19 protein-coding genes are annotated in these 20,299 nt (G+C 67.0%); 6 read left to right on the top strand and 13 right to left on the bottom strand.

Annotated elements, in window-relative coordinates:
- Nucleotides 1-50: 50 nt before the first annotated feature.
- The 5 genes from ureG (at nucleotide 51) to V3328_RS20790 (ending at nucleotide 5,499) form a co-directional block, all read left to right on the top strand.
- Nucleotides 51-707, top strand: coding sequence for an urease accessory protein UreG (gene ureG, locus V3328_RS20810; RefSeq protein WP_340331637.1), 657 nt, complete (start codon nucleotides 51-53; stop codon nucleotides 705-707).
- A gap of 23 nt (nucleotides 708-730) precedes the next feature.
- The gene (locus tag V3328_RS20805; protein WP_340331636.1) at nucleotides 731-1,315 is read left to right on the top strand and encodes a HupE/UreJ family protein; all 585 of its coding nucleotides are present in this window, start codon (nucleotides 731-733) and stop codon (nucleotides 1,313-1,315) included.
- Nucleotides 1,316-1,393: 78 nt separating this feature from the next.
- Complete coding sequence (locus V3328_RS20800; RefSeq protein WP_340331635.1) at nucleotides 1,394-2,302, top strand: fatty acid desaturase; 909 nt, start codon at nucleotides 1,394-1,396, stop codon at nucleotides 2,300-2,302.
- Nucleotides 2,303-2,362: 60 nt separating this feature from the next.
- Complete coding sequence (locus V3328_RS20795) at nucleotides 2,363-5,140, top strand: HAD-IC family P-type ATPase (protein WP_340331634.1); 2,778 nt, start codon at nucleotides 2,363-2,365, stop codon at nucleotides 5,138-5,140.
- Entirely contained in the window at nucleotides 5,137-5,499 is a 363-nt protein-coding gene (locus V3328_RS20790; protein ID WP_340331633.1) for a winged helix-turn-helix domain-containing protein, read from the top strand. The genes V3328_RS20795 and V3328_RS20790 overlap by 4 nt, the downstream gene beginning before the upstream one ends.
- 15 nt (nucleotides 5,500-5,514) lie before the next feature.
- On the opposite strand, the gene modC is transcribed toward V3328_RS20790, so the two are convergent.
- The 12 genes from modC to V3328_RS20730 form a co-directional block, all read right to left on the bottom strand.
- On the bottom strand, nucleotides 5,515-6,612 hold the full coding sequence (modC, locus tag V3328_RS20785; RefSeq protein WP_340331632.1) for a molybdenum ABC transporter ATP-binding protein: 1,098 nt from the start codon (nucleotides 6,610-6,612) through the stop codon (nucleotides 5,515-5,517).
- On the bottom strand, nucleotides 6,609-7,301 hold the full coding sequence (gene modB / locus V3328_RS20780) for a molybdate ABC transporter permease subunit (protein ID WP_340331631.1): 693 nt from the start codon (nucleotides 7,299-7,301) through the stop codon (nucleotides 6,609-6,611). The genes modC and modB overlap by 4 nt, the downstream gene beginning before the upstream one ends.
- Nucleotides 7,302-7,320: 19 nt before the next feature.
- Entirely contained in the window at nucleotides 7,321-8,085 is a 765-nt protein-coding gene (gene modA, locus V3328_RS20775; RefSeq protein ID WP_340331630.1) for a molybdate ABC transporter substrate-binding protein, read from the bottom strand.
- A gap of 125 nt (nucleotides 8,086-8,210) precedes the next feature.
- Nucleotides 8,211-9,389 carry a pyridoxal phosphate-dependent aminotransferase gene (locus V3328_RS20770; protein WP_340331629.1) on the bottom strand — a complete coding sequence of 393 codons (1,179 nt, stop codon included), beginning with the start codon at nucleotides 9,387-9,389 and terminating at the stop codon, nucleotides 8,211-8,213.
- A gap of 90 nt (nucleotides 9,390-9,479) precedes the next feature.
- Entirely contained in the window at nucleotides 9,480-9,896 is a 417-nt protein-coding gene (locus V3328_RS20765; protein WP_340331628.1) for a MarR family winged helix-turn-helix transcriptional regulator, read from the bottom strand.
- 160 nt (nucleotides 9,897-10,056) lie between these two features.
- Nucleotides 10,057-10,647, bottom strand: a complete 591-nt coding sequence (locus tag V3328_RS20760) for an NAD(P)H-dependent oxidoreductase (protein WP_340331627.1) — start codon at nucleotides 10,645-10,647, stop codon at nucleotides 10,057-10,059.
- A complete protein-coding gene (locus V3328_RS20755; RefSeq protein ID WP_340331626.1) occupies nucleotides 10,647-11,225 on the bottom strand; it encodes an NAD(P)H-dependent oxidoreductase in 579 nt (192 codons plus the stop codon). Before V3328_RS20755 ends, V3328_RS20760 begins: the two co-directional genes overlap by 1 nt.
- Before the next feature lie 16 nt (nucleotides 11,226-11,241).
- Entirely contained in the window at nucleotides 11,242-12,639 is a 1,398-nt protein-coding gene (locus V3328_RS20750) for an FAD-binding oxidoreductase (protein ID WP_340331723.1), read from the bottom strand.
- On the bottom strand, nucleotides 12,639-13,979 hold the full coding sequence (locus tag V3328_RS20745; RefSeq protein WP_340331625.1) for a cytosine deaminase: 1,341 nt from the start codon (nucleotides 13,977-13,979) through the stop codon (nucleotides 12,639-12,641). The genes V3328_RS20750 and V3328_RS20745 overlap by 1 nt, the downstream gene beginning before the upstream one ends.
- 41 nt (nucleotides 13,980-14,020) lie before the next feature.
- A complete protein-coding gene (locus tag V3328_RS20740) occupies nucleotides 14,021-14,884 on the bottom strand; it encodes an ABC transporter permease (RefSeq protein ID WP_340331624.1) in 864 nt (287 codons plus the stop codon).
- A gap of 10 nt (nucleotides 14,885-14,894) precedes the next feature.
- Nucleotides 14,895-15,728: an ABC transporter ATP-binding protein gene (locus tag V3328_RS20735; protein WP_378759101.1), complete on the bottom strand. Its 834-nt coding sequence runs from the start codon at nucleotides 15,726-15,728 to the stop codon at nucleotides 14,895-14,897.
- Between the two features lie 130 nt (nucleotides 15,729-15,858).
- Nucleotides 15,859-16,872 carry an ABC transporter substrate-binding protein gene (locus V3328_RS20730; protein ID WP_340331623.1) on the bottom strand — a complete coding sequence of 338 codons (1,014 nt, stop codon included), beginning with the start codon at nucleotides 16,870-16,872 and terminating at the stop codon, nucleotides 15,859-15,861.
- 351 nt (nucleotides 16,873-17,223) lie between these two features.
- Between V3328_RS20730 and V3328_RS20725 the strand changes: the two genes are divergently transcribed.
- Nucleotides 17,224-19,314: an ATP-dependent helicase gene (locus V3328_RS20725; RefSeq protein ID WP_340331622.1), complete on the top strand. Its 2,091-nt coding sequence runs from the start codon at nucleotides 17,224-17,226 to the stop codon at nucleotides 19,312-19,314.
- 12 nt (nucleotides 19,315-19,326) lie between these two features.
- Here the strand turns inward: V3328_RS20725 and V3328_RS20720 are convergent, their stop codons facing one another.
- The gene (locus V3328_RS20720; protein ID WP_340331621.1) at nucleotides 19,327-20,265 is read right to left on the bottom strand and encodes a glycoside hydrolase 64/thaumatin family protein; all 939 of its coding nucleotides are present in this window, start codon (nucleotides 20,263-20,265) and stop codon (nucleotides 19,327-19,329) included.
- Between the last annotated feature and the right edge of the window lie 34 nt (nucleotides 20,266-20,299).

Below are 20,299 nucleotides of genomic sequence, written 5' to 3'. Positions count from 1 at the left end.
GACACCGGCGGGCGACGGTCGGCGTTGCGGCCCCAGGACGGAGAATCGAGATGAGCAGTTCCCCCAACGGACCCCTGCGCGTCGGCATCGGCGGGCCAGTCGGATCGGGCAAGACGGCGCTGATGGAGGCACTGTGCAAGGCGATGCGCGACACCTACGACATCGCCGCCATCACCAACGACATCTACACCAAGGAGGACGCGCTGATCCTGACGCGCGCCGGCGCGCTGCCGGTCGAGCGGATCCTCGGCGTCGAGACCGGGGGCTGCCCGCACACGGCGATCCGCGAAGACGCCTCGATCAATCTCGCGGCGGTGGCCGAGATGCGCGGCCGATTTCCCGGCCTCGACGTGGTGCTCATCGAGTCCGGCGGCGACAACCTGGCGGCGACCTTCTCGCCGGAGCTGGCGGACCTGACGATCTACGTGATCGACGTCGCCGCGGGCGAGAAGATCCCGCGCAAGGGCGGGCCCGGCATCACGCGGTCGGACCTCCTGATCATCAACAAGATCGACCTGGCCCCGCTGGTCGGCGCCTCGCTCGAGGTGATGGAGGCCGACACGAAGCGGATGCGCGAAAACAGACCCTATGTATTCACGAACCTGAAGACAGGCGAGGGGCTCGGCACGATAATTGCTTTTCTCGAACAGGCCGGCGGGCTGACGCCGGCGGCGGAACAGCGCGGCGCTGACGCCGTGGCGACATGAGGCGACGAAGGGGTGATCCAGACATGACGAAGACATTCGCGAAATTGACGTTCCTCGCGGCGGCGCTGGCCGCGACACCGGCACTTGCCCACGTGGGTGCCGGATCCGCGTCGGGATTTGCCTCCGGTTTCACGCACCCGCTGCTCGGCCCCGACCACCTGCTCGCGATGGTGGCCGTCGGCCTGTGGGCCGGCCTCGTCGGCGGCGCGGCCCTCTGGGTCTGGCCTGCGGTCTTCGTCGGCACCATGGTCGTCGGCGGCATACTGGGGATGAGCGGCGTCGCGCTGCCCCTCGTCGAGCCGGCGATCCTCGCCTCGGTGATCGTTCTCGGGGTGTTCGCCGCCTTCGCCTTCAAGGCGCCCGTCTGGCTCGGTGGGATCCTGGCCGGCGCATTCGCACTGTTCCACGGCCATGCCCACGGAACCGAGATTCCGGCCGCTGCCACCGGCATCGAGTATCTCGCCGGCTTCGCGGTCGCCACCGCGCTGCTGCACGGCATCGGAATCGCCGCGGTCACGGCCGCCGGTCGCTTCGGCGTCTCGTCGATGGTCGCTCGGGCGCTGGGCGCCGCCGTGGCGGTCGGCGGTACCGTCCTGGCGCTGGGCTGAGCGACGCGCGTCTGGCGACAGATTGTCCCGCCCGGCCCTGATCACGGCCGGGCGGTTTTGCTGTAGACTGGCCTGGCCATGAGCACCGAAGCGGTACTCGACAAGGACGAAAAGCGGTTCCTCAAGGGCCTGTCGGCGCGGTCCGACGCCAGGGGGCTGGAGCGGCTTGCCGGACATCTGGGGGCGATCGCCGCCGGGGCTGTCCTGGTCTGGCTCGCCTCGGGCACCTGGCTCGTCTGGCCGGCGATGTTCATGGAAGGCGTCGGCCTGGTCTTCCTGTTCTGCGCGCTGCACGAAACCGTCCATCGCACCGCCTTCGCGTCGCTCTGGATGAACGCGGCGGTGGCGCATTTCGCGGGATTCGCGGTGCTGTTGCCGCCGGCCTGGTTCCGGGCCTTCCACCTCGCCCATCACCGGCACACGCAGATTCCCGGCGAGGACCCGGAGCTCGACGACAAGCGCGTCGACAGCTGGCCGCGTTACGCCTGGCATGTCAGCGGGCTGAAGTACTGGACCAGCGCCATCCGTGCCCTCGTCATGCATGCCCTCGGGCGCGTTCCGGATCGCTACGTGACGCAGGGGCTGAAACCGCGGGTGGTCGCCGAAGCCCGATGGTTCCTCGCCGGCTACGCCGTCCTGGCGGCCGGCTCGCTGCTGCTCGGCACGGACGTCCTGCTGCGATACTGGGTGGTGCCGATGGTTCTCTCCCAGCCGGTGTTGCGGCTCTACCTGCTTGCGGAACACGGATTGTGCCCGTTCATCGGCGACCCCTTCGCCAATACCCGCACGACGATCACCACGCGCGCGGTGCGGTTCCTCGCCTGGAACATGCCCTATCACACCGAGCATCACGCGTTCATGGGGGTTCCCTTCCACGCCCTGCCGCAGGTTCACGAGCGGTTCGCGTCGCGGCTCAAGGAGGTCGAGAACGGCTATTCGGCGTTCAACGTGCGCTATGTCAAAGAGGCGGTGGCGCCTCGCGGCTAGGTTCGCAGCCGCGGGATCGCACCCAATTTCCTCAGTTGCGTAACGGCCATTGTGGAACCGATGAGCGACGCCTCGATGCCGGGCGACATGCGGCCCGATGCGGCACCGGCATGGCATGCGATGGCCGCCGAGGATGTCCTGCGCGACCTGTCGTCCGGTCACGACGGCCTGGGAGGCGCGGAGGCTGAGCGGCGGATCGGGCGGTTCGGTCCCAACCGCCTGCCGCCGGCGGGGGCCCGGCACCCGCTCGGCCGTCTGCTGGCCCAGTTTCACAACACGCTGATCTACGTGCTGATCGGGGCGGCCGCCATCACCGCCGCAATCGGTCACCTGACCGATTCGATGGTGATCCTGGCCGTGGTGACCGTCAACGCGCTCGTCGGGTTCGTTCAGGAGGGTCGGGCCGAATCGGCGCTGGAGGCGATCCGCGCGATGCTGTCGCCGCACGCCTCGGTGCTGCGCGAGGGCAAGCGCCGGACTGTCGACGCGGCCGAACTCGTCCCGGGCGACATCGTCCTGCTCGAGTCTGGAGACCGGGTGCCCGCCGACCTGCGCCTGATCCACGTCAAGGGGTTGCAGGTGGACGAGGCGGTGCTGACGGGAGAGTCGCTTCCGGTCGCCAAGCAGTCGGCGACGGTCGCGGCGGGCGCGGAAATCGCCGACCGCCTCGACATGGCCTATTCGGGGACCCTGGTGACCCGCGGCACGGCCTCCGGCGTCGTGGTGGGAACGGGAACCCGCACCGAGGTGGGCCGCATCGGCAAGCTCATCGAGGCCGTCGCGCCGATGGTGACGCCGCTGATTGCGCGGATGGACCGGTTCGGCCGCATGCTGACCGTCCTGATCCTGGCCACGGGTGCGGCCGTCTTCCTGTTCGGCGTGTTGGCCCGCGACTACTCGGCGGGCGAGATGTTCCTGGCAACCGTCGGTCTCGTCGTTGCGGCGGTGCCGGAGGGGCTGCCTGCGATCCTGACGATCGCGATGGCGCTCGGCGTCGAGCAGATGGCGCGGCGCAACGCGATCGTCAGGCGGCTGCCGGCGGTGGAGGCGCTCGGATCCGTCACCGTGATCTGCTCCGACAAGACCGGCACCCTGACCCGCAACGAGATGGTGGTCGAGGAGGTGGCGACCGCAGACACCCGCTTCGGAATCACCGGAACCGGCTATGCTCCGCACGGAGCCGTGGTGCTGGACGGCGAACCGGTCGATTCCTCCGGCGAGCCGGTCCTTGTCGAACTCGCGCGGGCGGCCTGCCTGTGCTCGGAGGCGCGGCTGCGGTGTGACCACGACACCTGGCACGTCGAGGGCGACCCGATGGAAGGCGCGTTGCTTGCGTTGGCCGCGAAGGCGGGGATCGAGCCCGAACGCGATTGCCCGGCGCTGCCGCGGCTCGATGTCATCCCGTTCGACTCCGAGAGCCGGCTGATGGCGACGCTGCATCGCGGGCCGACGGGTGGCGTGATCTATGTGAAGGGCGCCCCGGAGAGCCTGATCGCCCTGTGCGACCGGCAGTCGGTGGCCGATGCCGGGGCGGTTCGCGACGAGCGGATCGATCTCGCGCTGTGGCACCGGCGGCTCGAGGACATGACGGCCGCCGGCGAACGCGTGATCGCGGTGGCGACGCGGGCCGTGCACCAGGATATCGCCCGGATAGAGCCTGCCGACCTGGAGGAGGGGCTGACCCTCATCGGCCTGGTGGGCCTGACCGATCCGCCGCGACCGGAGGCGATGGCGGCCGTCGCCGACTGCCGCGCCGCCGGCATCCGCATCAAGATGATCACCGGCGATCATCCGGAAACCGCCCGTTCGATCGCCGCCAGCTTCGGCCTGTCGACGGAAGACGTCATGACGGGCCGCGATTTCGAGATCCTGGACCCGGCCGAACTGGCGGACCGCGCCGCCCGGATCGACGTCTTCGCGCGCACCAGCCCCGAACACAAGCTGCGACTCGTGGAGGCGCTGCAGCACCGCGGCGAGATCGTCGCCATGACCGGGGACGGGGTGAACGACGCGCCGGCGCTGAAGCGCGCCGATATCGGCATCGCCATGGGCATCAAGGGGTCGGAAGCCGCAAAGGAGGCCGCCCAGATCGTCCTCGCCGACGACAACTTCGCCTCGATCGCCCGGGCGGTTGAGGAGGGGCGGACCGTCTACGAGAACATCCGCAAGTCCATCGCTTTCATCCTGCCGACCAACGGCGGCGAGGCGATGATCGTGATCGGGGCGATCCTGGCGGGGCTGGCGCTGCCGATCACCCCGATCCAGATCCTCTGGATCAACATGGTGACCACGGTGACGCTGGCGCTGGCGCTGGCCTTCGAGCCGGCCGAACCGGACATCATGCGGCGGCCCCCACGCTCTCCCCGTGAGCCGATCATCGGCATCTACCTGATCTGGCGGACGCTCTACGTCTCGGCCCAGATGACGGTCCTGGTCTTCACGCTGTTTCTCCACGTGCAGGCAGCCAGCGGGCTCGACCACGCCCGCAGCGTGGCGGTGAACGTGATCGTCGCCTGCGAGGCGGCATACGTCCTCAACAGCCGGAGCATACTCGGCTCCGTCCTGTCGCGGCGCGCGCTGCTCGCCAGCCGCGCCGTGCTGATCGCGATCGCCGCGGTGGTGGTCCTGCAACTCGCCCTGACCTACCTGCCGCCCTTGCAGATGCTGTTTGCGGTGCAGGCCCTGACGTGGTCCGACTGGAGCCTCGTGGCGGCTGCCGGGGCGGGCCTGTTCCTGGTCGTCGAGGTAGAGAAGATCGCAACGCGGGCAATTCTGGAACGCCGATCGCCTCCGTCGCTTGGCAAAGCGCCGGCGCGGGCCGATGATCCCCGGCGATGAAGGCAGGCAACAAGACGACGGGCGTGAGGCTGCGCGTGGTGCTGGCGCCGGGCGTGGCGCTCGGCCCCGGCAAGGCGGACCTGCTCGACGGCATCCGCGAAACCGGCTCGATCTCGGCGGCCGGCCGCGCCATGCAGATGAGCTACAAGCGGGCCTGGTCGCTGGTCGACGAAATGAACCGCTGGTTCGCCGATCCGCTGGTGACCGCCGAGACCGGCGGCAGGAAAGGCGGCGGAGCGCACCTGACGGCGCTCGGCGAGACGGTGCTCGAAGCCTACCGGCGCATGGAGGACAGCGCGGGGACGGCCGTCGCGGAAGATCTCGACGCCCTGAGCAACAAGCTCGGTCCGCCGGCCTGAGGGAACGGCCGACCGCTATCTCTGCCCGGATCTCCCGCGCGGCTCGACGTTGATCGCCTTGATCACGGCAAAGACCGCCGTCCCGGAGGCGAGGCCGAGGCGCGCTATCGAGGACCGGGTGACGCGTGCGAGCAGCGGCGTCCCCGCGGCGTGCAGAAGCACGTCCGCGTAGGGCCCGGGATCGAAGCGAATGTCGGTGATCGTCGCCGGCAGTATGTTGTTGGCGCTGGTATCGACGGGTGCGCTCAGGGCGATGATGACGTCGCGTGCGCGAATGCGCACACGCACCTGGCTTCCCTCCCGCGCCGAGAGTTCGGGCACCACGAGCCGTGCTCCGTCGACGGCCAGCGTGGTGAGGCCGAATTCCCCGTCGTGTCCGGCGACCGTCGCGTCAATGACCGCGCCGGCCTCGAAGCGGCCGGTGATGGGAAACAGGTCGAGGCGGGTCATGATGTCGCCGACCTCGCCGGCGGCAACGACCTTGCCCCCGTTCAGCACGACGATCGTGTCGGACAGCCGGGTCACCTCGTCGATGGAATGGCTGACATAGACCATCGGCACGGTCATCTCTTCGCGCAGGCGTTCCAGGTAGGGCAGGATCTCGTTGCGTCGCGCCTGGTCGAGATTGGCGAGCGGCTCGTCGAGCAGCAGCAGGTCGGGGCCGCACAGCAGTGCCCGGCCGAGCGCCACCCGGCTCTTCTCGCCGCCCGACAGGAATCGCGGCCGTCGCTGAAGCAGAGTGTCCAGGCCCAGAAGACCGATCACCCGGTCGATCTCCTGCTTCGGCGGCCGGTTGGCCGAGCGGCGCCAGCCGTAGAGCAGGTTGTCGCGCACGCTCATGTGCGGGAACAGGCGGGCGTCCTGGAAGACATAGCCGATGCGCCGCTTCCTCGGCGGCACGAAGATTCCCCTGTCGGTGTCGAGCAGCACCCTGTCGCCGAAGACGATACGGCCCTGGGCGGGGCGCAGCAGCCCGGCGATGGCGTTGACGGTGGTCGACTTCCCGGCGCCGGACGGCCCGAACAGGGCGACGATGCCACGGGACGACGGCTCGAACTCGACGTCCAGATCGAACCCGGCGAACCGGTGCCGGAAGGAAACCGTGATGCTCATCCTTCCGCCATTGCCCGGATGCGGCGCGCCGCGATCTCCGACAGGAGCAGCCCGGCCAGCGCCAGGCAGATCGACAGCACCACGAGGCGTGCCGCGGCGGTCTCGCCGCCCGGCGTCTGGATTGCCGTGTAGATCGCCAGCGGCAGGGTACGTGTTTCGCCGGGAATGTTGGAGACGAAGGTGATGATGGCCCCGAACTCGCCGAGGCTTGCCGCAAAGGCGGTGATCGCGCCGGCGACCAGGCCGGGCAGGGCGAGCGGCAGCGTTATCGTGAAGAACCGGTCGATCGGGCCGGCTCCCAGTGTTTCCGACGCCGTCTCGATGCCGGAATCGATGACCTCGAGAGACAGCCGGATGGCGCGGACCTGGAACGGAAAGGTGACGATCGCCGCGGCCAGCGCGGCGCCGGTCCAGGAGAACACGAAGCGGATGCCGAAGGTCTCGTGGAGGAAGGCTCCGAGCGGCGCACGGGTGCCGAGCGTGATCAGCAGCAGATAGCCCATCACCACCGGCGGCAGCACCAGCGGCATGTGAACGAGGACGTCGAGCAGCGCCCGGCCGGGGAACCGGTATCGCGCGAGGACGAATGCGGCGGCGACCGCAAAGGGCAGTGCCGCGAGGACGGCAACGGCGGAGATCCTGAGGCTCAGCAGGAGCGCCGTGAGTTCCGCCTCGCTCAGGGTCCACATGTCGGGAAGGCCGGGCCGCCTAGTCGGCGGCAAACCCGTATCTGGCGAACACCGCAATGGCCTGCGGGCCGGTGAGGAATGCGTAGAGTGCCTGGACTTCCGGGCTTTCGGCACCCTTGATCAGGGCGAAGGCGTAGGTGATCGGCTCGTGGCTGGTGCGGGGGAAGGTTCCGACCACCTTCACCTTGTCGGTTGCCGCGGCATCGGTGGCGTAGACGATGCCCAGCGGCGCCTCGCCGGTCTCGACCAGCGCCAGCGCGGCGCGGACGTTGTCGGCGCGGGCGAGGCGGGCCTCGGTCGCGTCCCACTGACCGAGCGTCTCGAGGGCCTGCCGCGCATAGATGCCTGCGGGCACGTGCTCCGGATCGCCCACGGCAAGACGCTGGTCGGCGCCCAGCAGAGCCGCAATGTCTGTGTCTTCGCCGATTTCGACACTCGTCAGCGCGCTGTCCGACGGGGCGATCAGAACGAGGCGGTTGCCGATCGGGCTGGTGCGCGAGGCAGCGTTGATGAGATCGCGCTCGGCGAGGTAGTCCATCCAGCTCTCGCTTGCGGAGATGAAGACGGCGGCCGGCGCCCCGGCCTCGATCTGTCGCGCCAGCGTGGAGGAGGATGCAAACGAGAACTGCACCTCGCCGCCCCGCTCGGCATAGATGTCGCCGATCTCCTCGAGGGCATCCGTTACGCTTGCCGCGCCGAAGACGGTTACAGGCTCCGCCGCCGCGATGCCGGCGCCTGCCAACAGGGCGAGCCCGGCAACGAGCAGGCTGTAGGTCTTGCGCATGGCCCTTCCCCTGGATCAGGATCGCGGCGTTATGTTCATTTGGAAATAACGGTGCTGTCAAGGGGCGGTGCGGGTGGCGCGGTCCACCAGGCCGATCGCGGATCGGTCCGTCGGCTCCCGCAGGTTCAGGCGGCTTTGGCGCTCAGGAACTCACCCATCCGGTCGATGGCGCGGCGGATGTTCTCCGTCGAATTGGCGTATGACAGCCGGATGTAGCCCTCGCCGAGGATGCCGAAATCGGGACCGCCGATGACGGCCACCCCTGCATCCTCCAGAAGGGTCGACGCCAGCTTCTTGGCGGGCCAGCCGGTCTCGGTCACGTTCGGGAAGGCGTAGAAGGCCCCCTTGGGGGTTCGGCAACTGATGCCGGGCAGGCCGTTCAGGCCTTCGACGACCACGGCCCTGCGGCGATCAAACTCCTCGACCATCTCGCGGACCGCGTCCTGCGGCCCCTCCAGGGCGGCGATACCGGCGTACTGGGCCGCGGCATTGACGCAGGAATAGGAATTGACCGCGAGCTTGCGGGCGAGATCGTAGAGCGGCTTCGGCCAGACCGAATAGCCCATCCGCCAGCCGGTCATGGCATAGGTCTTCGACCAGCCATCGAGAAGGATGAGCCGGTCGCGGATCTCGGGATAGGCGAGCAGGCTGCGGTGCTCGAGGCCGTCATAGGTCATCTGCCCGTAGATCTCGTCGGACATGACCGCCACGTCGGGATGGTTCGCGAGGCCCGCAACCAGCTTGTCGATTTCCTCTCTCGGCGTCACGCCGCCGGTCGGGTTGGCGGGACTGTTGAGGATCAGCAGCCGGGTCTGCGGAGTGATCAGGGACAGGGTCTCTTCCGCCGAGAAGGCGAAATCGTTGACCTCTCGGATCGGCACCGGGACAGGGCGGGCGCCGGTGAACTCGATCATCGAGCGATAGATCGGGAAGCCCGGGTCGGGATAGAGGATGTCAGCTCCCGGCTCGCCGAACATCAGGATCGCCATGAACATGGTGACCTTGCCGCCCGGCACGATCAGGACCGACCCCGGGTCGACCTCGACCCCGAGGCGCCGCGCGAGATCGGAACAGACCGCTTCGCGCAGCGGCAGGATGCCGTTCGCCGGCGTATAGCCGTGATGGCCGTCGCGCAACGCCTTCTCGGCCGCCGCCACGATATGGTCCGGCGTGCGAAAATCCGGCTGGCCTATGCCGAGATTGATGACGTCGCGGCCGGACTGGGCCAACTCCGTCGCCCGGGCCAGCACCGCGAACGCATTTTCCTCTCCGATCCGCCCGAACGACGGGACCGTTTTCAGCACGATGAAACCTCCCTCCAAGCAACCGGGATCGATCTACCGCCATTCGTCATGGCTGGCAATCGATCCGGTTACCGAAGGCGAGGGCGTCGGCTAAGCCGCGTTTTCCTCGTCGAACAGCTCGATCTCGGAGCCATTGACCGGCAGATCGTCTTCGCTCTCATTGGCGAGCGAGGCTTCCACCGACATCAGGAGCTTCACGAGCTTGCGCCGGTCCTTTTCGGGTATCCGGCTCATCGTCATCTGCTCGAGCCGCTTCCAGCGCTTCTTGAGCTCGATGCCGCGGGCGCGGCCATCGTCGGTCAGAAACACGCGGGCGCTGCGGGCGTCGGTTTCCGACGCGATGCGCCTGACGAGACCCTGGGCAGCCATCCGCGACACCATCTTGGTGACGGTGGGCGGCTTGACCTTCAGGGCCGTGGCGAGCCGGGTCATCGGCTGGCCGTCGTCTTCAAGCAGAACCTGCAGGACGTTTTCCTGACCGGGATGGATCCCGATCTCGCCAAGCATCGAATGGGCGCGAGCCCTGTGTAGCCGAGCTGCACGCGTAAGATGCAGTCCGACTGAATCTTCGTACCATTTTTTCATATAGAGAGTCCCCCAACTCCCTGAGTTGACAATTGCCAATTGGGCAGTGAAGGGGCCAACACTACTTCCAAAACAGGACAATTCAAGCGATAAGTCGCGGTAAGCCTTCAACCTTGCTCAGAAAACGCGCGCGTGAGGCAGGCGTCGAAGTGTCCATCTTGTAGTGGGCCAAGTAGTGGGTTTTGCACTTGGGGTGGCATAACCACCTGATACCCCTCAAAATTGTCCTGCGGCCAGGTTCGCCGACGAACTTGGACATCCACCAGGTTGCACCGCAGGTGGTGATCACCGCGATCTGCCGGATATTGGTCAGCTGCGGCCCCATCGGGTGGGAACTGTCCGGCATGACGAACGTCGCATGGGGCACGAAGACACGGTCGCACCAGCCCTTCAGCATCGCGGGCAGTCCGAACCACCACGTCGGATAGACGAAGACCAGGGCCTCCGCCCATCTCACCAGAGCAAGATGCTCGGAAACCGGCAGTTCGTTGGCCTTTGGCGTGTGATAGCCTCGGCGCTCCTCCGGGCTCATGGTGGGGTCGAACCCGATGGCGTAGAGGTCGAGCAGCCGGACCTCGTGGCCGTTGTCGTCGAGAGCGGCGAGCGCGGTATCGCGGACCGCGCGGTTGAAACTTTCCTCGCACGGATGGCAGTAGACCAGCAGTACACGCATCAGATCGTTCTCATGGCGTGACCGGCCCGGTCCAGAAAGGCCGACCGCCTCCGGTCGTCGGCACGGTTCATGTCATACAGCGCGTGGTAGCTGACCCTCGCATTCGGGGCCGTGACGTTGAGCAAGCGCTTGACGAGGCGCCGTGGCGGATCGCCCATCATCCAGGCCCGAAGCCGGGTGCCGCCATAGGTGGTGACGGCGACGATCCGCCGCAGGTTGTCGAGATTGGGCTGGACCACCCCGTCTTCCATCCTGAACGAGACGCCGGGCAGGAAGACTCGGTCGAAATAGCCCTTCAGGATCGCGGGAAAGCCGAAGTTCCAGACGGGAAACACAAGGATGAGCGCTTCGGCCGCGAGCAACCGGTCGACGCAGTCGGAAACCGTCTGCCGGTTGTCAGGAATGTCGTGGTAGGCGAGCCGTTCGGCACGCGACAGAAGCGGCTCGAAACCGGCGGCGTAGAGATCGAAGTCGTCGACCTCGTGGCCGGCCGCCGCAAGCTGGTCCACCACCCTGGAATGCAGGGCGGCGCAGTAGCTGGTCTCGACGGGGTGGGCGTACAGAACGTGGGCGCGCATCTGACTACGACTCGGCTCAGCCGGCCCGCTGGAGCCCGGGGAACAGGTAGGTCTTGCTCCCGGCGTAGTCGAATTCCGGATGCTCCCAGGCGATCATCTTGCCCGGGTTGAGAAGGCCCTTCGGATCGGCCTCCCGCTTGAACGCCAGCTGGACCTCGTCGGTCTGCTTCATGCCGCCTTCCTCGAGCGTGTAGCGGTGCGGATTGAAGATCGGACAGCCCATCTCCTCGTGGATGCGCATGATCTCCTCAAGCCGTTCCTCGGTGGTGAAGCGGACGATCGGCAGACCGAAGCATGTCACGTTCCCGTCGAACCGGACGAATTCGAGGTGGGCCATCACCTCGTCGCCGAAACGGGCGTGGACCTCCTCGACGAGTTCGAGCTGGTCGGGGAACGGGTAGAGCACCTGCAGATAGGTGACCTGCGGGTCGACGCGAAGGGCGCGCAGCGTCGTATGGTTCCATGCCAGTTCGTAGACCGGCGGCAGCCCCTTCAGGTCCTCGGCCGTGTCCGACCGGAAAATAATCTCGCCCCTTCCGCGCTCCGTGAACGCGATCAGCGAATCGACGGCCTGCGGTGCCGCCATGACGAGACAGACGCTCTTGCCTTCCGGAATGAACTTGCGATGGCGCAGGAAATAGTCGTGCGGGATCGGCGCGGCGATCGGCGTGACCAGCTTCAGCAGCAGGCCGTCATGGGTGCCGAGGTCGTTGCCGTAGCGCGCGGCATCCATGAAATCGTCGAAGCCGACGATCATGTCGACCCAGTCGCAGGCCGTCGTCAGCGGCACTTCGACCTCGGTGATGATGCCGTTGGTGCCGTAGGCATGGCTGACCTTCTGCAGGTCCCAGCCGTCGAGTTCCAGGACCCGCGGCGTCTCCTCCATGGTGACGACCTTCAGCCCGAGCACGTTGCCGAGGTCGCGCAGACCGCCCCAGCGGATCGATCCGACGCCGCCGGACCCGCCGCCGATGAAGCCGCCGATCGAGGCGGTCTTGTAGGTGGAGGGATGCATGCGCAGCTCCTGCCCGGAGTCCGCGCGTGCGGCGACGTCGATGTCGTGCAGGATGGCGCCGGGTTCGCAGACCAGACGGCCGGCCGCGATGTCGACGATGCGGTTCATTTCCGCAAGATTGAGGATAACGCCGCCCGATAGCGGCATCGCCTGGCCGTAGTTGCCCGTGCCGCTGCCGCGCACGGTCACGGGAACATCCATCGCGTAACAGGTCTTCAGCACGCGGATGACGTCGTCCTGGCTCTTCGCCGTCACCACGAGGTCACCGGTGACGCCGTCGAGCTGTCGCTTCAGGATCGGGCTGTACCAGAAGAAGTCGCGGCTCTTCTGCTTTACCAAGGCCGGATTGTCCTCGACCTTGAGCCCTTCGAAGGCCTGCTTGAGCGCAGCGACGTCGATCATTCCGGTCTCCATCCGTCAGGCGGCGGGAACAGGTCGTCGAGTTCCCGGTAGTCGGGTGCGGTCGTATCGATGGGGCGGCCGTTGCGCAACACGGTACGGTCGCTCTGCGGCCGGGCCAGCAGTTCGGTCCAGCTTCGTCCCCTGAACAGGACAAGGTCGGCCGGGGAGCCGGCGCGCAGGACGCCGCGATCCGGACGCCCGAGGATGCGGGCGGGGGCCGCCGCGACCAGGTCCGGGGCGGCGTCGATCGGGTGGTCGAGCTGGCCGATCCGCACCGATTCCCGGAACACCTCCATCATGTCGAGATCGCCATAGGCGTAGAAGGGATCGCGGGTGTTGTCGCTGGCGACGGCCACCTCGACGCCGGAGGCACGCAACTCGTGCAGCATAGTGATGCCGCGCGAGCGCGGGGTGCGGCCGTAGTGCCGGTCCTGCAGGTACATGTTGCAGAGCGGCAGCGAGACGATCGACAGTCCGGCCCTTGCGACCTTGTCGACAATGCGGCGGGCGGTGTCGTCGGCCTGGCGCGACAGCGAACAGCAGTGCCCGCATACGATGCGGCCCCGGAAACCGTTGCGCAGCGCCGCCTCGGCGATGTGTTCGAGCGAGCGGGCCTCCGGGTCCTGCGTCTCGTCGGTATGGAAGTCGAGATCGAGGCCCCGGTCGGCGGCGGCGCGCATGAGCGCGTCGAGGATCCGGTCGAGCTCCGGATCCATGTAGGTGACGCAGCCGAGGACCCCGCGGTTGTGCTGCACGACATCGGCGATCTCGCTGAGAAAGGCGGTGTCTGCGGCTTCCTCAAGGGTGAACAGCGAGACCGCCTGCAGGTCGATCCTGCCCGCCCAGCGTTCGCGCATCTCGGCGAAGACAGGCCATGAGATCCGGTGCTGCGGGGCAATGGAATCGAGATGCGTGCGCAGCAGCGCGGTGCCGTGTGCGAAGGCGCAGCGCAGGGAGAAGTCCATGCGGCGCGTCACGTCGATTGCCGACCAGTTGGCCTCCCGGTCGGTGCGGACGGACTCCAGCGCACCCATGAAGGTGCCGTCCGGATTCGATCGCCGCGGCCATATGTGGCCCTTGTCGATGTGGGTGTGCATGTCGACGAAGCACGGCCAGACCATCCCGCGGTTCATGTCGAGACACGGGCGGTCGGGATCGCCCGCGCCCGGCGCACGGATGGCGGCGATACCTGGCCCGTCCACCTCGATGTCCATCAGGACCAGTCCCTCGCCCGCCGCCGGCAGCGGCGCCGTCGTCTCCACCAGTACGGCTGGAACGACCGCATTGGCGATCCGGTAGCGGCCGGCCGAAGGCACCTGAGCAAAACCGGTGGGCACGGTCGGATACTCCGTTCGTCGCGTTTGGCGGGTCTGTTGGTCTAGTTCTCCCGCTTCAGGGCACTTTCATGCCACTTGTGAAGAAGCAGGTGGGACAGGTAGCTGGTGGCGAAGAATATCAGGATGCCGGTCACCGACAACAGGATCAGCGCGGCGAAGAGGCGCGGGATGTTAAGCCGAAACTGGGATTCCAGCAGCCGGAAAGCCAGGCCCGAACCGGCGCCGGCGGAGCCGGCGGCGAATTCGGCGACGACGGCGGCGATCAGGGCCAGCCCGCCGCCGATCCGCAACCCCGCCAGCAGATAGGGCAGGGAGGCCGGAAGCCGCAGCAGTATCAGCGACTGCCACCGGTTGGCGCCGTACAACTCGAACAGGTTGATCAGGTTGTGGTCGACGCTCTTCAGGCCCTGCGCGGTATTCGACAGGATCGGAAAGAAAGCGACGATCCACGCGCAGATCAGCAGCGCCTGCTGGGTGGTGTCGGTGTAGATCAGGATCAGCGGCGCGATCGCCACGATCGGCGTGACCTGCATGATCACCGCATAGGGATAGAAGGCCAGCTCGATCCACTTCGACTGCGTGAACAGGATCGCCAGCAGGACGCCGCCGACGAGCGCCAGTCCGAGTGCCTTGAAGGTGATTTCCAGAGTCACCAGCAGCGCCGGGAACAGGATACCCCAGTCCTCCACCATCGCCTCGGCGACCCGCAGCGGACTGGGCAGGATGTAGTGGGGCACGTCGTAGGCCGTGACGTACCAGGCCCAGGCCAGAACCAGCAGCAGCAGCATGATCGCCGGTACCACCGCGCGCAGCATGCGCCCGCCGAACCGGCCGGGCTCGGCGGTCGGGCGGGCCTCTTCGTCGAGTTCGGCGGGATCCGTCGATGTCTGGTCCATCGTCGTCATCGGCTGGCCTTCACGTCGCGGCGGGCGCGTTCATCGCGGCGTGCAGGGATTCGGACGCCCGGCGGCAATGCTCGTTGTAGACGACGGAGGTGCGGAATGCGTCGTCGCGGGGATACGGCGCGTCGATGGCGATGTCCTCGACGACGCGTCCCGGACGCGACGCCATTACCACGATCCGGTTCGACAGGTAGACGGATTCGAAAACCGAGTGGGTGACGAAGATCACCGTCCAGCCGAAGGTCTCCCACAGGTGCAGCAGGTCGTTGTTAAGCTTGAAGCGCGTGATCTCGTCGAGCGCGGCGAAGGGTTCGTCCATCAGCAACAGCTTCGGTCGCGTCACCAGTGCGCGGGCGATCGACACCCGCATCTTCATGCCCCCCGACAGCTCGCGGGGATAGGCGTCGGCGAAGCCGTCGAGCCCCACCGTCGCCAGCGCCTCCATGACTTCCTGGCGCGCCGCGCGTCTGGATTTGCCCTTGAGGCGCAGCGGAAGCCAAACGTTCTTGAAGACCGTCGCCCAAGGCATCAGGGTCGGCTCCTGAAAGACGAAGCCGATGCCGTGCTCCTCGTGGCCGTGCCGGTCGCGAGTGGCGTGGCCCCATCTGATCTCGCCCGAGGACGGCTCGCCGAGCCCGGATATAATGCGAAGCACGGTGGACTTGCCGCAGCCCGACGGGCCCAGCAGGCTGACGAACTCGCCGGCACCGATGTCCAGCGACATGTCCTTCAGCGCGACGGTGCCGTTGGAAAAGACCTTCGAAATGTCGCGAAGCGAGACCAGCGGCTGCGCCGCCGATGTCTGCGAGGGCGGCGTCCGGTCGAGGGGTTCGATCGCGGTATTCAAGATTTTCGCCTCCGTTTAACGCCAGGAAGCCGGCGTCGGCGAGCACGCTCGCCTCAGGAATTTTCCGGATCCGATGGCGGGACCAGTTCCGCCATCGGTGCGTTTCGGCAGGCCCCGCCGCGGCGGAGCGCTATTTCTTCAGGTCAAGGCCCAGTCCCTTGCACACGTATTCCGTCGTGTAGGTCGTCTTGTAGTCGATGTCTGCCTCGACGACGCCGGCGGCGACCATCTTGTCGTAGAAGCTCTTCTGGCGCTCGTCGGTCATGCAGCCGATGCCCATCGTCTCGGTGTCCCCGGAATCGACGATGCCGTGCTCCTTCATCTTGGCGATCGAATAGGCGATCTGCTCGTCGGTCATTTCGGGGTTGTCGGTCTTGATCAGGTCGTTGGCGGCGCTGTTGTCGCCGTACAGGTAGTTGTACCAGCCGATGATCGAGGCCTCGACGAATCGCTTGGTGATATCGGGGTTGGCCTCGACGTATTCCTTCATGCCCTCGATCAGCGTCGAGTAGGTGTCGAAGCCGTAGTCGGCGAGCAGGAAGACCTTGGGCGACCAGCCGGCTTCCTTCTCGATCGCATAGGGCTCCGAGGTGACGTAGCCCTGCTGAGCCGAGTTCTTGTCGGCGATGAACGGCGCCGGATTGAAGGTGTAGGGCTTGTACTGCTCGTCGCTGAAGCCCGGATAGGCCGATTTCATCCACTGGAAATAGGACGTGAACCCGTCCTTCGAGAGGAACAGCGTCGGCAGCTTTGCGAGATCCTCGAACTCTTCGACGCCGGCGTCGGGATGCGCGAGCAGGACCTGCGGCTCCTTCTGGAAGATCGCCGCCACTTCGATCACCGGGATGTCCTGAGTTGCCGCGTCGAACGGCGAAAGCATGTTGCCCTGCATGTAGAACTGGATCTTGCCGGCGATCAGCAGGGCCTGGTTGCCGGCCTGCGGTCCGCCCTGGCGGATCGTCACGTCGAGGCCGTACTTCTCGTAGGTGCCGTCGGCGACGGCCTGGTAGAAGCCGCCGTGTTCCGCCTGGGCGAGCCAGTTGGTGCCGAAGGTGACCTCGTCGAGCGCGGCGGCCGGGCCGGCCAGGCCGACCCCGACCAAGAGCGCGGCGGCGGCCGCGGCGCCTTTCAGGTGTGAAGTCATGACAAACGTCCTCCCGTGCTAGAGAATTCCCGACATTCGCATGCGACCATCCGCTTCCGGACGGAACGACTGGGGGTCGCGATGGACTCCCCTCGGCCACACACGTCAAACCCCCTCAGGCGAGCAAGCGTCGTGCCATACGACGGTCAGCGTTGCGCCTGCTGTCGTGCCGGGCGAATCCCACCGTGCCCGGTGCAAGATAACTGACCGGAATGCCCAAAAGAGTCCATACGCGCACAACAAAGAGGCAGTGCCCGGTCGGTGTCCAATCGGTGCCGTCACGTGGGCCGGCGTCGCATCCCGGGTGCCAAGCCGATTGCGGAACAGACCGTGTACGTGCTTCCTGATTCCATGGCACTTGCGAATGATTCGGCCGTCGCCGCGCCGGCGGACTATCTGGGAGCGCTCAATCCCGAGCAGCGCCGGGCGGTGGAACACGGCCTGGGCCAGGGTGTCTCGGCCGGTCCGCTGCTCGTCATCGCCGGCGCCGGCTCCGGAAAGACCAATACGCTTGCACATCGCGCCGCCCACCTGATCGTCCGCGGTGCCGATCCCCGGCGCATCATGCTGCTGACATTCACCCGTCGCGCCGCCGCCGAGATGACCCGGCGGGCCGAGAACATCGCCGGCAAGGCACTGGGGCCCGATGCCGCCACATTGATGGGCGGGCTGGAATGGGCGGGAACCTTTCACGGGATCGGGGCGCGGCTGTTGCGGGAGTATGCCCATCCGATCGGCCTGGACCCGTCCTTCACCATTCACGACCGCAGCGATTCAGCCGACCTGATGAATCTCGTCCGCCACGAGATGGGCCTGTCGAAGACCGAACGCCGGTTTCCGGCGAAGGGGACGTGCCTGGCCATCTACTCGCGCGTGGTCAACGCCCAGGCGGACCTCGAGGAGGTGCTGGCCGGGGTGTTTCCCTGGTGCGCGATGTGGGGCGATGAGCTGCGGGCGCTGTTTGCCGGTTATGTCGAGGCCAAGCAGTCTCAGAACGTCTTCGACTATGACGACCTGCTGCTGTGGTGGGCGCAGATGATGGCGGTGCCGGAGCTCGCCGCGGAGATCGGCGGCCGCTTCGATCACGTGCTGGTCGACGAGTACCAGGATACCAACAGCCTGCAGGCCGGGATCCTGCTCGGGTTGAAGCCGGAAGGGCGGGGACTGACGGTCGTCGGCGACGACGCCCAGTCGATCTATTCGTTCCGGGCCGCGGAGGTGAAGAACATACTCGATTTCCCGAACCGTTTCTCGCCGCCGGCCGCCATGGTGACGCTGGAGCGGAACTACCGTTCGACGCAGCCGATCCTGACGGCGGCGAACGCGGTGATCTCGCTTGCCGAGCGGCGCTTCACGAAGAACCTGTGGACGGACCGGGCGGGCTTCGAGCAGCCGTCGCTGGTGAGCGTCCGCGACGAGAACGACCAGGCCCGCTACGTTGCCGACCAGGTTCTGGAGACTCGCGAGGCGGGGATCGACCTGAAGGCCCAGGCCGTCCTGTTCCGGGCTTCCCATCACAGCGGGCCGCTTGAGGTCGAGCTCACTCGGCGCAACATCCCCTTCGTCAAGTTCGGCGGGCTGAAGTTCCTGGAAGCCGCCCACGTCAAGGACGTGCTGGCGACGCTGCGCTTCGCCGAGAACCCGCGCGACCGGGTCTCCGGCTTTCGCGTGATGCAACTCATGCAGGGCATCGGCCCGGCGATCGCAGCCCGGGTCCTGGACGGGCTGTCGGCGGCGGCGGACATGCTCGGCGTCCTGCAGGACTCCGCGCCGGCACGGGTCGCGCCCGCGGACTGGCAGGCCTTCGTCGACCTGATGCGCGGGTTGCGAACCGGTCTGGCGACCTGGCCGGCGGAGCTCGACACGGTGCGTCGCTGGTACGAGCCGCATCTCGACAGGCTCTACGAGGACGGCTCGATCCGCATGGCAGATCTGGTGCAGCTCTGCCAGATCGCCACGGGCTACCCGTCGCGCGAGCGGTTCCTCACCGAGCTCACGCTCGATCCGCCGTCGGCAACCAGCGACGACCCCGGTGCGCCGCTGCTCGACGAGGACTACCTGATCCTGTCGACCATCCATTCGGCGAAGGGCCAGGAGTGGAAATCGGTCTTCGTGCTGAACGCGGTGGACGGCTGCATTCCCTCGGACCTGGCGATGGGAAGCACCGACGAGATCGAGGAGGAGCGGCGCCTGCTCTACGTCGCCATGACGCGCGCCCGCGACCGGCTCGACCTGGTCGTGCCGCAGCGCTTCTACGTCCATGGCCAGTCCGCCCGCGGCGACCGCCACGTCTATGCGGCGCGCACCCGGTTCATTCCCGACACCCTGCTCGGCCACTTCGACCGGCGCGCCTGGCCGGCCGTTTCCGAGGAAGCCGCCGGACGCGCGCCGTCCGGCGCGAGCGTCGACATCAGGTCCCGCATGCGCGCGATGTGGCGGTAGCCGCCGGCCCGGTCAGTTGTCCGGACAGACCTTCATGACCAGCCGGGTCGTGCCGCCGCAGACGTGCAGGCCGTTGACGTCGTCGTAGGCCCAACCGTAGGCCCGCTTGCGGCAGGCCTTGTGGACGAAACTGACATAGTCGCTGTCGGGCACCGGTCCGGCGAGGCAGCGCTGCTTCACCTTTTCCGTCTTCTGCGGATTATTGGCGAAGCTCGGGCAGCAATAGAGGATGGCCTGAGGATCGTCGGCCGCGAAGCCGTAGCCGCCGGCCGACTTGCCCGCCGTCATCTTCTCGCAGGGCGAGAAGCAGCCGAGGACCTTGCCGCTCTGCGGATCGCGTGCGCGCAGGTCGACCTTATTGTACTTGGGATACTTGCCGTTCGAGCTGAGATCCTCCTTGCGCGGGCAGGCCGAGTTGGAGAACCGGTTGCAGTTCACGTTGACGCAGGCATCGTTGTCGACCGACCCCTTCGCCCGCAGCAGGAACGGAAACGTGTAGCCGTCGACCTGGCTCGTGTCGTAGTAGGTCACCGAGTTGTCGCAGCCGGGGCCGGTGCAGCCCCAGGTCGCCTCGACGCGCGAGTTGAAGTCGGGCATGCAGCCGCTCGCCGGGCAGGGATCGCGGGTCTGGCCGATCTTGCAGTTGTTGCCGTTCTTGTCGCAGCCCTTCTTGGCCCAGACCATGGTGGAGGGGTCGCCCTGCGGCACGATCTTGTAGGTATAGCTCTTGCCCTTGCCGACCTTCACCAGCTCCGGCGCGCCGTCGATGTTCTCCTGCTGCAGCCAGACCTTGAAGTTGCACTGGTTGACGACTTTCAGCGTGCTCTTGGCTGCCTCGGGCACCGGCGTCATGCCACCGGTCGCGGCAGACGGAACCTGGCTCGCAAGAACAATGAATGCCACCGCCGCGAGACACTCTGCGGCGATGCGAAAAATCGCTCGGATTGTCATGTCGAAATCCCCCATTGTGATACGCCCCGGTCCT

It is taken from the genome of Microbaculum marinum, from assembly GCF_037855135.1.
GTDB classification, from domain to species: Bacteria; Pseudomonadota; Alphaproteobacteria; order Rhizobiales; family Tepidamorphaceae; genus Microbaculum; species Microbaculum marinum.
This window is presented reverse-complemented; position numbering and strand designations above follow the sequence as displayed.